This is a genomic window from Bradyrhizobium sp. TM239 (assembly GCF_036247985.1).
GTDB classification, from domain to species: Bacteria; Pseudomonadota; Alphaproteobacteria; order Rhizobiales; family Xanthobacteraceae; genus Bradyrhizobium; species Bradyrhizobium ottawaense.
Genome location: NZ_BTIR01000005.1, coordinates 630,747 through 642,929 on the forward strand (window position 1 = coordinate 630,747; position 12,183 = coordinate 642,929).

The 12,183-nt window shown below is 64.4% G+C and carries 11 protein-coding genes; 3 read left to right on the plus strand and 8 right to left on the minus strand.

Going from position 1 to position 12,183, the window contains the following annotated elements:
• Positions 1 to 29: 29 nt before the first annotated feature.
• Genes AABA84_RS11725 through AABA84_RS11735 form a run of 3 tightly spaced genes read left to right on the plus strand, consistent with a single transcriptional unit; the run spans position 30 to position 2,663 of the window.
• A complete protein-coding gene (locus AABA84_RS11725) occupies positions 30 to 947 on the plus strand; it encodes an NAD-dependent epimerase/dehydratase family protein (protein WP_338312121.1) in 918 nt (305 codons plus the stop codon).
• Complete coding sequence (locus tag AABA84_RS11730) at positions 925 to 1,743, plus strand: transketolase (RefSeq protein WP_338312122.1); 819 nt, start codon at positions 925 to 927, stop codon at positions 1,741 to 1,743. Before AABA84_RS11725 ends, AABA84_RS11730 begins: the two co-directional genes overlap by 23 nt.
• Positions 1,740 to 2,663 (plus strand): transketolase family protein, encoded by a 924-nt coding sequence (locus tag AABA84_RS11735; protein WP_338312123.1) that lies wholly within the window; start codon positions 1,740 to 1,742, stop codon positions 2,661 to 2,663. The genes AABA84_RS11730 and AABA84_RS11735 overlap by 4 nt, the downstream gene beginning before the upstream one ends.
• A gap of 13 nt (positions 2,664 to 2,676) precedes the next feature.
• Here the strand turns inward: AABA84_RS11735 and AABA84_RS11740 are convergent, their stop codons facing one another.
• The 8 genes from AABA84_RS11740 to AABA84_RS11775 form a co-directional block, all read right to left on the minus strand.
• A complete protein-coding gene (locus tag AABA84_RS11740) occupies positions 2,677 to 3,639 on the minus strand; it encodes a glycosyltransferase family 2 protein (RefSeq protein WP_212250712.1) in 963 nt (320 codons plus the stop codon).
• Between the two features lie 28 nt (positions 3,640 to 3,667).
• The gene (locus tag AABA84_RS11745; protein WP_338312124.1) at positions 3,668 to 5,146 is read right to left on the minus strand and encodes a DUF6056 family protein; all 1,479 of its coding nucleotides are present in this window, start codon (positions 5,144 to 5,146) and stop codon (positions 3,668 to 3,670) included.
• Between the two features lie 103 nt (positions 5,147 to 5,249).
• Positions 5,250 to 5,999, minus strand: coding sequence for a glycosyltransferase family 2 protein (locus AABA84_RS11750; RefSeq protein WP_338312125.1), 750 nt, complete (start codon positions 5,997 to 5,999; stop codon positions 5,250 to 5,252).
• 11 nt (positions 6,000 to 6,010) lie between these two features.
• Positions 6,011 to 7,414 (minus strand): capsular polysaccharide export protein, LipB/KpsS family, encoded by a 1,404-nt coding sequence (locus AABA84_RS11755; RefSeq protein WP_338312126.1) that lies wholly within the window; start codon positions 7,412 to 7,414, stop codon positions 6,011 to 6,013.
• Positions 7,415 to 7,418: 4 nt separating this feature from the next.
• Positions 7,419 to 8,807: a surface carbohydrate biosynthesis protein gene (locus AABA84_RS11760; RefSeq protein ID WP_338312127.1), complete on the minus strand. Its 1,389-nt coding sequence runs from the start codon at positions 8,805 to 8,807 to the stop codon at positions 7,419 to 7,421.
• Positions 8,808 to 8,832: 25 nt separating this feature from the next.
• Positions 8,833 to 9,765, minus strand: coding sequence for a hypothetical protein (locus tag AABA84_RS11765; RefSeq protein ID WP_212250702.1), 933 nt, complete (start codon positions 9,763 to 9,765; stop codon positions 8,833 to 8,835).
• Positions 9,762 to 10,652 (minus strand): class I SAM-dependent methyltransferase, encoded by an 891-nt coding sequence (locus tag AABA84_RS11770; protein ID WP_338312128.1) that lies wholly within the window; start codon positions 10,650 to 10,652, stop codon positions 9,762 to 9,764. The genes AABA84_RS11765 and AABA84_RS11770 overlap by 4 nt, the downstream gene beginning before the upstream one ends.
• Positions 10,653 to 12,176, minus strand: a complete 1,524-nt coding sequence (locus AABA84_RS11775; RefSeq protein WP_338312129.1) for a hypothetical protein — start codon at positions 12,174 to 12,176, stop codon at positions 10,653 to 10,655.
• Between the last annotated feature and the right edge of the window lie 7 nt (positions 12,177 to 12,183).

A 12,183-nucleotide genomic window follows, 5' to 3' on the forward strand; every position in this document is an offset into this window, starting at 1 on the left:
GGCCGGGGTAGCTGATCTACCCGGGGCTTATGCGTGTTTTTGCCACCGGTGCGAGCGGTTTTCTGGGCTCCTATCTCGTTGCGGACCTCATGGCGCGGGGGCACGAGGTGGCCGTCCTGTTGCGGCCGGCAAGTTCCTATTGGCGCCTCGGGCCGCTTCACGACCGGCTGCACGTGATCCCGGGCAGTCTGGAGCATCCGGACGGGCTGCGCGGAGCGCTGGGGGCGTTCGCGCCGGACGCGGTCGTGCACATGGCCTGGCGCGGCGTCGCAGGCAGCGATCGCAACAGCCCGGTTCAGGCCGTCAACGTGGCCGACACGGTGGGCCTCGCCCAGCTCGCAGCCGAGGCCGGCGCCAGGATCTTCGTCGGAGCCGGATCGCAGGCGGAGTACGGACCCTATGATCGTCCGATCCGGGAGGACGACGCGCCACGGCCGACGACATTGTACGGCATGGCCAAGCTCGCGGCCGGATCGATGGCGATGCGCCTATGCGAGGAGCGCGGGCTGCGTGCCGCCTGGCTCAGGATTTTCTCGACCTACGGCCCGAAGGATGCCGATCACTGGCTGATTCCGAGCATGATTCGGAACTTGCGCTCGGGGCACCGCATGGCGCTGACGGCCTGTGAGCAGCGCTGGGGATTTCTGCACGCGCGCGACGCCGCGAGCGCTTTCCGGCTGGCGATCACGCATGAAGCGGGGAGCGGCATCTTCAACGTCGGCAGTGCGGACGCGCCGCCGCTGCGCGAGACGGTGACGCGGCTGCGCGATCTCGTCGCCCCCGGCGCCGCTCTCGGCTTCGGCGAGTTGGCGTATCGGCCCGATCAGGTTATGGTCCTGGCTGCGGACGTTTCGCGCATGCTTGCCTTGGGCTGGAAGCCCGAAGTGCCGTTGGATGAGGGACTACGCGAGACGGTAGAGTGGCATGACGCGACCAAATCTTCCTGAGCCGAGAGAATTCGCGCGACGGATTCGTGCGCACGCGTTGCGCATGGTGCATGCCGCGAAGGCCTCCCATATCGGCGGCTGCCTCTCGATGGCGGACATCCTGGCGGTGCTGTACACGCGGATCCTGCGCGTCGATCCCGCAGAGCCGCAAAGCCCGAACCGCGATCGCTTCGTGCTCAGCAAGGGCCACGCCACAGCGATCATGTACGCAACGCTTGCCGAATGCGGTTTCTTTTCTCTGGCCGAGCTCGACACCTATTGCCGCGACGGTTCGATCTTCACCGGGCATGTCAGCCACGCCGTGCCCGGCGTCGAGGTTTCGACCGGCTCGCTCGGCCATGGCCTGCCGATTGCGATCGGCATGGCGCTGGCGGCACGGAATGCGGGCGCGGGCAGCCGCGTGTTCTGCCTGCTCAGCGACGGTGAATGCGACGAGGGCTCGAACTGGGAGGGCATCCTGTTCGCGCCGCATCACAAGCTCGACAATCTCTGCGTCATCGTCGACTTCAACAAGATCCAGAGTTTCGGCTCGGTCGCCGAGGTGTTGAACCTGGATCCGTTCGCCGAGAAATGGAAAGCGTTCGGCTGGCAGGTCGAGGAGATCGACGGCCACGACCTCACCGCGCTCGAGCGTGCGCTGAGCGGCGTGCCGGCGGCATCGGGCCGGCCGACCGTCGTGATCGCCCACACCGTGAAGGGCAAAGGCGTGAGCTTCATGGAGAACAAGCTCGAATGGCACTACCGCTCGCCTTCGGATGAGCTGCTCGCGCAGGCGCTGGCCGAGGTCGGCGCATGAGGACGACGTTCATCGAGAGCCTGTCGCAGGCCGCAAGCGAAAACCCCGACATCTGGCTGCTCTGCGGCGATCTCGGCTACTCCGTGCTGGAGCCGTTCGCGGCGCAGTTTCCCGATCGTTATCTCAATGTCGGTGTGGCCGAGCAGAACATGGCGGGGATCGCCGCTGGCATCGCACTGTCGGGCAAGACGGTCTTCATCTACTCGATCGGCAATTTCCCGACGTTGCGCTGTCTCGAGCAACTCCGCAACGACGTCTGCTATCACGGTGCCGACGTCAAGGTCGTGGCGGTGGGCGCCGGCTATGCCTATGGCAGCCAGGGCTACACCCACCACGCGCTGGAGGATGCGGGGATCATGTCGATGCTGCCAGGCATCGAGGTGTTCGTGCCCTGCGATCCCATGGAGGTGCGGGCTGCGACGCGTCTGATCGCGACAAGCGGCAAGCCATCTTACTTGCGGCTCAGCCGTCAGGGGGAGCCGAATCTCGGCGCCGCCGTGCCCGACCTGCGCAAGCCCAGGGTTTTGCGTGACGGACGGGACGTCGTCATCCTCGCGTCGGGGCCGATCGCCTCGCGCGCGCTGGAGGCCGCCGGCGAACTCGCCGGGCGCGGCAGGGACGTCGGCGTGGTCAGCGTCTCCTGTCTGAAGCCGCTCGACGAGATCGCGATCCGCGACGCCGTGCGCGACGCCTCGCTCATCGTGACGCTGGAAGAGCACATCCTGCGCGGCGGCCTGTTCAGCCTGGTCGCGGGCGCGTTTGCCGGAGACGCGGTCCGGCCGCCGGTCACAGGCCTCGGCATTCCTGAGCAGGGTGGGAAGACATCGAGCGCGGGGTCGCGCGAGGCGCTGCTCGATGCCGCAGGCCTCTCGGCTCAGGCGATCGTCGCGCGGGTCGAGCAATCGCTGGCGAAGCGCTGACGCCGCCTGCGCCTCACGCGCCGGGCGGCGGTGAGGGATCGAAATTGACGCGCTCGCGCTCGAACACCACGGGCTTCTCGCGCACCTGTCCGTAGATCGCGAGAACGTACTCGCCGATCATGCCCATGAAGAACAGCTGTACGCCGCCGAAGAAGAACATGGCGACGATCAGCGTGAGGATGCCGGGTTCGGCGAGCTTCTGATAAAGCACGAGGCCGATGATGAAGTTGACGATCGCGTATGCGATGCTCACGGCCGAGATCAGAAAGCCCGCGAGAAGTCCGAACCGGACCGGCGCCGTGGTGAAGGACACCAGCCCGTTGAGGCCCTGGTCGATCAGCGCGCCGGCGCGGTTCTTCGAAAACCCCTTCTTGCGCTCGCGCCAGGTGTAGGGCACCCCGACCATGCGACCGCCGCATTCGAACGTCATCATTCGCATGAATGGATAGGCGTCACGGACGAGGCGCATGGCTTCGACAACGCGCCTGTCGACAAGTTGGAAATCACCGACTCCCGGAGGCACCTTGAGCTCGGAGAATCTGGTCAGCACGCGGTAATAGGCGTTGCGGAGCCCGCGCATCAGACGGCTTTCCTCGCGCACCGCGCGGATCCCATAGACGATCTCGTAGCCGGCTTCCCACAGCTTGACGAATTCGGGAAGCAATTCCGGGGGATCCTGAAGGTCCGCCGGCATGAACAGCAGGACAGCGTCGCCGCGCGAGGCCATCACGCCGTTGAAGGTGTTGCGCAGCGGTCCGAAGTTGCGAGCGTTGACGATGATCTTTACCGCGGGGTCCTGTGCTGCGATCTCGCGCAGGATCTCGATGGTGCGATCGTCGGAGGCGTTGTCGCAGAAAATGTGCTCGCGCTGATAGCCGTGGAGTTCGCCGTCGAAGATTTTCCGGATTGCCTCGTAGCAATCCCTGACATTGAGCTCTTCATTGTAACAGGGCGTGATGACGCTGATTGTTTTCACGTTCGCATCTCTGAAGCAGGGCAAATGGTCATCGCGGCGTGTTGGCGCCGTAGACGGCGGATTTGTGGTAGTATCTGGCGATGCAGTCGTTCGGCAATCTGTCGGCGTCCGCCGTCACATCGGCGGTCATCAGCAGGGACGGCGTCCATTTGTGCCGGGGAACCACGACAACCGGCTCGGGGCTCGTGGTCAGGAGGGCATGCCGTTCGGCGCTCTCCTGCCAGTAAGGATACAGGCCCTGCCATTGCGCGCGCAACTGGAACGCCGTTGAGCTCAGGCTGAGCGAGGCGATCGTGAGCAGCGCCAGGCTCGCAGGCATCCCGACCGGACCGAGCAGGCCACGAAACGCGCCCGCCGCAAGCCGTTCGCGCAATTGCTGGCTGTAGGCGCCGACGAGCAGCCTGAGGCCCAGCGTCGATCCGAACAGCAGCAGGATGAGCGCCTGGTTCTGCGCCCGCTCGATGAGCCGCATCCCCGTCGCATATCGATGAGCGAAATATTCGAAGTAACAGCATGCCAGGCAAATCGCCATCGTGCCGAGAGCCAGCATCTTGCCCTTTTGCGGCGCTGGTTGCGTGGCTTGCGGCTCGGCCAACGCGATGAGGCCGACAGCGGCGAGCCAGACCACCGCGGCGGGCTCTCGAAGGAAGCGCCCAAGACCGGCGAGCGAATCGACCAGCGCTTGAAGAACCGACCATGTCACATGCCCGCCGTTCGGGAGTTGCTCCATGCGCGTGCTGTTGCCGCTGGCCGAGACAACGATGATCCATCCGATCGCGATGGCGGTCGCGATCAGGAGGTGATGCACGAACTGGCGCTGCTGGCCGAAGAGATAGCGCGCGCCCAGTGAAGCCAAAACGATCAGCAGCAGCCATGCCCCGGTAAATTCGTTGCACAGTGCAGCGACGAAGCCGCCCAGGGCCATCGCGACGCTGAGCGTCCACGAAAAGCCGGCTTCCCCGTCAAGCGCCCGAACGCACTCCCCAAGGATCAGGATGGTGATCAGGGCGGGCGGGACGTAACAGGTCACGGCCGAGAGCCAATACAGCAGATCACGCACGCTCGGCGCCGCGCTGACCACGGCGCTCGCAAATGCGAGCGTGAGGAAAACCAGCTGGAGAGCGGCGGTGCGGGGCCAGGCCCGGACCATGGCGAGGGCCGTGGCGGCCAGGAACAGCGCCGCGCTCACAGCCATCATCAGTGAATAGGCCGACAGCAAGCTGACACCTGTCGCGGCAGAGATCGCCGGCGGAACCTGGGTCAACCACAGGGCCAGCACCCGGCCCGATTGCGAATGATAGAAGAGCGATACGGTATCGATGAACCCGTGACGCGCGTACAGATCCGCGAAGCAGAAGTCGTCATGCTCGGGCGCGCTAAGCGACGTGAGCGCGAACAGAAGCAGCAGAAAAATTGCCGGAAACAGGCAGCCCAGCGTCCAGCCAATCGAGGCCCGGCGATCGGCGTGGGGACGCGCTGCCAGTGGAATAACACCTTGATTGTACACGCAAAGCCCCCTCCGATCCGGGGCAGATTAGAGGCAACCCGTCAAGGTCGCAATGTTCAATTCCGGCTGTTGCAAGTGGCTGCGTGCCAAGCCGCCGGCGGCGCTAGAACTCCCGCCGTTTCAGCCAGGCACGCGTACCCCAATGGGCAAAGCACCAGGCCGACCTGATCAGCGAGAGGTGCTCGACGTTGCGGTAGATCTGCCAGACCCATTTGGCCGAGCGTGCCGGTCGGCTGGAGACCGATGAGCCCCTGACGCGGTAGCGTGCAAGGTCCTCGTTGAGGCCGTAGGCGGTGTGGCCGCGCTTGAGGATCGAGAGCCACAGACAGAAATCGTCATAGCCCTCGTTCTTCATCGCGATGGGACCGGCGATCTCGCGGTCGACCATCGCGGTCAGGGTCGCGATCGCGGTATTCTCCAGGAGCTGGCCATAGGTGAGCGAGGCCGGCACCTCGATCAGCCGCCCGGTGACGGTGTTGGTCTCGTTGATGCGGCGGAAGGCGGTGTAGCTGAGAGCAGCCTGCTTCGCCTTGGCAAAGGCAAGCTGCCGCTCCAGCTTCTCGGGCAGCCACAGATCGTCGCTGTCGAGGAAGGCGAGATACCGGCCCTGCGCGGCGTCGATCGACGCCTGGCGCGCCACCGCCGGGCCGCCGTTCTTCGGCATCCGGATCAGCTTGACGCGCGGATCGCGCTCGCCGATGTCGGCGATGATCGCCGGCGTCCGGTCGGTTGAGCAGTCGTCCGCGATCAGGAGCTCCCAATCTGCGAAGGTCTGGTTCTGCACCGAGCGGATCGTCTCCTCGATCAGGCTTTCGACATTCCAGGACGGTGTGATGATCGAGACGAGCGGCATGATGGGTCCGTTCAGTTCGCACCGACCGGCTCGGCGATGGCCGCGCGCAAGGAGGCCGCAAAAATGTCGAGCAGCTTGGGATCGGCGATATAGAGCTCGCCCGGACGAGACTGGCGCCAGGCAGACTCGAAATAGGGCGCGCCTTTGGCCGGATCGAACGGCCCGGCGGCGAGTGCCTCGCGCAGGCGTGCGGGCACATCGGCCAGACGATCGACCGCATAGACCAGCGGGCAGGAGCGGTAGAACGCATCGCCCATCACCACGACCGGCTTGCCGAGCAGCAGCGCTTCGGCGCCCGACTTGCTGTTGACCGAGATGACGGCATCGGCGCGATTGAGCACGGTGTAATTGTTGGTCTGCGGCGGCAGCAGCACGAAATTGTCGAAACGACGCGCGAGCTCGAACAGGCGGGAGGCCGCGATCGCGCCAATCTGGGCGGGATGTTCCTTCACCACGAGCACATGCGAATCCGGGATCGTGCGCAGCAGGAAGTCGACGGTCGCGACCTGGTCGAGATAGTCCGGCGAGCGCAGCGTCAGCGCCATGTCGGCGGGAACGTGGAACGGATAGTAGACGAAGGGCGCCGCGGGGATCGGCTTATAGAGCTTGCGCAGCCGCGTCGCGTTGAGCGCCATCGCCGCGTGCACGCGGGCATGTCGCAGATTGTGCCCGAACTCCTGGTGCTTGCCGAGCGCGAACTGGTCCCACAGCTTCTCGGTGAGGCGGCGGGCGTTACGCAAATTGACGACCTTCTTGAAGGCCGCCGAATAATGGTGCTGATCCTTCTTGGGGATGACGATGGCGCGCTGCGTCAGCGTATCGTCGAGATAGGCGCGCACCTCCGATGACACGGCGTCCGCCGGCGCTGGCATCACGTCGGGTGCGCCGAGTGTGTCGGGCGTGAAGTACATGCGGCCGCGAAAGAACGAGGGTTCGATGAACCAATTGCGGATGTTGCGGCGCCTGGCGGCATAGAAGCTCGCGATCACCGAAAGGAAGCCGCCGAGTTCCTGCACCAGTTCGACGCGCTTGCCTTGCTTCTCGAGCCGGTCGAGCACTGTCTCCATCGCATTGGCATAGATCATGAAGCGCCGGCGCAGCGCCGCGGTGTCGCGGATACCGAACGTGAAACGCTCATGGCTGAACAGGAAATTGGTTCCGTCGAGCCCGTAAGACGCGACGCGCGCGTCGAACGCCTTGCGATCGTCCGGCGAGGGGCCGGCCTTGAGGCCCTCGCGATACATGTTCGTGACCGGAAGGCCTTCGGCCGTCGACATCTCCGCGCTGCGATCGTCGAAGGCGAGCAACTCGACGTCAAGGCCTGCCGCGCGCAGCCGCTGCGCGACCGGAATCCAGAACCGGGTCTGGTATTCGGCAAGTGTGGTGATGAGAATGGTCTTTGCAGGTGTTGCCATGGCTCTATTGGGCGTGTTCGATCGCAATACTTGCGAGCGGCAAGCCCGTCGTCGCGCAATGCGCGCGTCTTGCCGTAAATTGAGACGGGCTCGCCTGATCGTGAGCGGCGATGCGCTGAAGCAGGGTCTGGACGAAGGGCGGTGCGATTCGCTTGTCGCGCCGGGCGGGATTGAACTGGCTGCGCAGCCGCTCCGTGACGGCGGAGCCGAGCGCGGCGCTGGCGGCCCCTTTGACGATCTGGCCGAGGCTCGGCTTGGCACGCGTCCCTTTCACGGTCGCGAGCAGCGAGACGTAAGGCCGACGCGAGCTCGTTGCGCTGCTCAGGACATCGGCGACACGTTCGGCGGCTTTTCCGTCATTGAGGTGGAAGAAGGCCTCGATATCGGCGGCGTGGACGCGGGCGAAATCGAAGGTCTCGGTCTCGCGCTCGATGTGATCGATCGCGCCGAGCAGCTCGTCGAACGAGGCGACCTGTCGGCTTACACGCGCCGGCAGCGCGGCATGGCCCGCGGTCGTCGGTGTGTTCAGATATTCGAGCTGGAGCGGCAGCTTTCCCAGCAAGACCGATTCGACGGCCGTCCCGCAGTTGAGATGGATCACTGCGGCTGCATTGCGGATGCGGTCGAGTACGCTGCCGGTGCCGTCGATCAGGACGTTGGCATGATGCGAGAGGGCGTTGCGATAGACGTCCTCGCTCTCGAAGGGATGCGGCCGAACGAGAATGTTGCGGTCGGGCCGCGCCGTGGCGAGCCGGTCGATCTCGACGAGATAATTAGCGAAGACCTGCTTCAGGTCCGCGATGAAGCGATCGACATAGGCGCCATCCCAACCGGCCCGCACCATCGCCTCGCGCTCGCCACCCGGCTTGCCTGTGAAGCGCGAATTGACCAGCGGAAAGTTGGCGTTGACGAGCAGATAGCCGCGCGGCTCGCCGTCGAGCAACGCGCGCCAGCGTGGGGCTGCAAAGTCGAAGCGCGGGCATCCGGTGAGGTGAAGCTGCTCGGGCTTCATGGTTCCGGCCGCCAGGAAGGCGTCGTGCAGCCGATTGCCCCAGAAGAAATAGCCTGCCAGGATGTCGGCGTAGCCGCTGCCCCTGATGTGGGCGGCCATTGCCGGCGGTGAGTTGCCGCCCTTTTCCGCGAGCACGCCGCCTTCGGTATCGAGCACGTACAGCGCGAGGCCGGCCTTGCCGAAGCTGCGCATCAAATCGAGATTGACGGGACGCGCATAGTTGACGACGAGTGCGTCCAGCCCGAGCCGGGGGACGTCGACGGCCTGCTCGTACATCGGCACCAGCGCGACAGAGACGCCGCGCCGTGCCAGCTGATAACCGAGCATGACTGCCCCCGGCAGGTCACGCTTGGGGTGATCGACCACCAGGCCTATACGCAAGATGTGAGCTCCCGGCAGGTCCGTGTCAGAGCCGCATCACGGTGCGCTCGAGGTCCGTCAGGGCTCCGACTGCGCGGAAACGCGCCGGCGGTTCGGGAAAGATGCGCGGCTGCTGGATGTAGGTCGCCGTGTACAGCAGGCGGCTGTGATCCGACTGGATCCGGCTTCCCATGTGCAGGCAGCGTGCCGTGTTGACGATGAAGGAAGACAGGCGGGGCGCGATCATTTCCTTGACCGCGTCGGGACCGGTCTTGGCGAACACCTGCGCATCGCTCATGTGGCTCTTGAGCGAGTTGCGGAACGCCTTCGATGGTCCGGCCGGGATGAAGGTGAACGGACCGTCGGCGGTGTCCTGCACGTCGGTCAGATAGATGAAGAGCTTGCAGACGCGCTTGTCGTCGTGGTCGAGATGCCACAGCTGGGAGAAGCTCAACGCCTGGTTCGGTGTCGGTTGCGACAACGTCAGCACCACGTCCGACAATTGCGGCAGGTCGTGCATGAAGTCGCCGATGATGCGCAGCGCAGCCGGCTGCAAGGCGTAGCGCACGAACGGATGGTCGGTGGCAAAGGCGCCGTTGACGAGATCCTCGTCCAGCAGGCTGACCCAGAACGATTTGTGCCCTTCCTTCTGCCGGCCGACCAGCTCCTGGAGGCGGTTCACCTTGCCGTCGGCGAACGATGCGACGGCTTCCGCGAGGCTGCGATCGACGATCGCGGACACGTCGACGTAGCCGTCCTCGTCGAGCTTGCGGCTGGCCTCGGCCCATTCCGGCTTGGTCGGAAGCTGGTTAAGCAGCGCGATACGCTTGGCGCGGGCCGGCAATTGCAGGCTGGTCAGAGCCGCCTTCAGCACCCATCCGAGATCGGTGCGGTTGACGTGCCACAGCAGGCGGCGGAACTGGCTGATCTTCGCCTTCTTCGGGGCAGGCCGATCAGCCGTCGTGTCGACGGTTGTCATGTGGGCTCCCAGCAATACAAAAAACCATCATTGTGGATCGTCGGCGCGAACGGCATGCGTTCGCGAGCCAAGACGCGGACGCGGCCCTGTCGCTCGTAATCGTCGAGCGTCGAGAACAGCTGCGTTTGGTAGTCGACCGAGCGGATGTACAGGAAGCTGACGATGTCTCGCGGACTTGCGAGGTTCAGCAGCTCCGTCGTCGGCTCGATGTTGATGACGCGTTTCGGCCGCGCAGCAATGATGTTATCCACCACCTTGTGCACGTCATAAGGAATCTGCTCGATGCAGAAGTAGGTGAAAACGACCTTGTCCCGGATCGCCGCGTAGTTCGGGTCGTTGCCGTCGGTCAGGTCAATCCTGTCGAGCGACATCCGGTCCGACAGGCCATAATGCGCCGCGATCTCGCGGCCCGCAGCGATGCCGTTCGGCGCGATGTCGAACCCGCGCAGCCGCCAGTCGGGATGGTTGAGGTGAAGCGACAGCAGGTTGATGCCGCAGCCCGCGCCGAGCTCGACGATCTCCGTGGTGCCGTCGGTGTGCCGCGCAAGCAGTTCGCCGAGAGCCCTGGCGCGATAGCGATAATAGTCGTCGGCCGCGACCCTGCAGATCTGATTGTCGACCTTGCGAAGACCCCGCGCGGGATTCTTCGGGATCAGGAATTCTTCGATGCTCGAGGCCTTCGTCCAGGCCTTTTCCGACAGCGTTCGCTGCCAATGCAACAGATTGTACTCGGAATCAACGACGTCCGCCGTGCGTTTGACGCGGCGCATCGCGAAACGGCCAATGCTCCTTGCCGCATCCAGCGCATAAGTCGTCGCCTTGTCCGACAACGACGCCGGAGCGAAACCTGAAGTGACGGCTTTCGTGTCTGTCGCGTGGATGTTCATTCAACTGCTTTTGGATGTCAGTCCCATCAGCTGTCCGACGGCTGGAAATACAGTCCGGTGCCGCTTTTCAAGCACGAGGAAGTATTGGAGCGTCCAGGTAATCAGACAGAAAACCATGGAACCGAGCGCGAGCTTTAGCACGCTGTCGAACCAAATGTAACCTGCAATTGTTGCTAGAAAAATGCTTGCCAGGACAAGGATTGCGAACTGGGTTCCGATCACCTTCGCGAAGCGATTGCGGTCGAGTTCGAGTGCACCGCGCAACTCTCCCAGCTGCAGGGGCAGGATGAGGATGCTGCCGATGACCTGGCCGAGTATCAGGGCGCGTTCCGCGAACAGGTGCAATGTCGCGGCGGAGACTGCCGCCCAGATCAGAAGCTGAACGGCTATCAGCCTGTTGAGCCTGGACTGCACCTCGGGCCGCGTCAGGAAGATCAGGCTGCCGATCGCCACATATTGGCTGCAGATCGGAACCAGGAAGCTCAGGCCCATCCAGAACGCATAGGGCGCAAGGAGGGGACCGATCCAGATATTCATGATCTCCGGCGAGAGGATCGCGGTCGCGGCAAGCGGCGGCACCACGAACATCGGCATCATGACGAGGCCGAGGTCGCCGAGGCGCTGGAACGACGCCGCGCTGCCGCGCTCGTCGAGGCGGCTGGCAACGGGAAGCAAGGCGGATGTCAGAAGGCTGACAACGACTTTGGAAACCCGCGACAATCGCACCAGCGCGTCGTAGGTGCCGACCGCCTTGGGACCGAACAGCAATCCGATCAGGAACGGCTGAAGCGGCCCGGAAATGCCGCCCATCAGCTTGCCCTGCAGGAGCAGCAGGCAGCGGTGCAGAATATCCTGCCGGATGTCCGGGGTCCACGGCAGCAATCGCACGTGCTTGTGCCGCAGGGCGACGAACGCGGCAATTCCAATGACGACGGCGCGGGCCACCAGCGTGGCGAGATAGATGTAGGCGACCACTTCAAAGCCTGTCGCCGCCCACGAGGCTGCGAATGTCAGGCCGACATAGGCCGCCGTTGACGTGACTTCCGCAACGCGGAGCAGGTTGTAGCGCTCGAAGCCTTTGACGGTACCTTCCCACACCAGCGCCGGAACGAAGATCAGATTCGCGAGGGCCGTGTAGTGCATGATCCGGGTGAACGTCTCGACATGTGCGGCGTCAACCTTCATCGCGATGACGAACAGCGGCGTCGCGAACCAAATGGCGGCGCTCAGGATCAGGGTGAGAGCGAAGGAGACCACCCCCAAGAAGGCGATCTGGCGGCTGGCCTGCGTCCAATTGCGGTGCTCTCGCGCACGCGCGACGACCTGGGTGGCGACCTCGGACAGGCCGAGGTCCAGCACCGCCATCATGCCGCTGGGAAGCAGCAGCCGCGAGATGACGATGAGGCCGAACTCGGTCACCCCCCAGGTCCCGATGATCAGTGGAATGACCGCAAGGCCCAGCAGGGCGGCCACACCGAAGGCAAGCGCCGAAATCACCGTGTTCTGGATCAGGCGCTTGATCATTGATGTT

Coding starts and splice junctions, on each gene's coding strand:
- AABA84_RS11725 (WP_338312121.1), top strand. CDS start 30: ATGCGTGTTTTTGCCACCGGTGCGAGCGGTTTTCTGGGCTCCTATCTC.
- AABA84_RS11730 (WP_338312122.1), top strand. CDS start 925: ATGACGCGACCAAATCTTCCTGAGCCGAGAGAATTCGCGCGACGGATT.
- AABA84_RS11735 (WP_338312123.1), top strand. CDS start 1,740: ATGAGGACGACGTTCATCGAGAGCCTGTCGCAGGCCGCAAGCGAAAAC.
- AABA84_RS11750 (WP_338312125.1), bottom strand. CDS start 5,999: ATGCCGCTCGTCTCGATCATCACACCGTCCTGGAATGTCGAAAGCCTG.
- AABA84_RS11755 (WP_338312126.1), bottom strand. CDS start 7,414: ATGGCAACACCTGCAAAGACCATTCTCATCACCACACTTGCCGAATAC.
- AABA84_RS11765 (WP_212250702.1), bottom strand. CDS start 9,765: ATGACAACCGTCGACACGACGGCTGATCGGCCTGCCCCGAAGAAGGCG.
- AABA84_RS11770 (WP_338312128.1), bottom strand. CDS start 10,652: ATGAACATCCACGCGACAGACACGAAAGCCGTCACTTCAGGTTTCGCT.
- AABA84_RS11775 (WP_338312129.1), bottom strand. CDS start 12,176: ATGATCAAGCGCCTGATCCAGAACACGGTGATTTCGGCGCTTGCCTTC.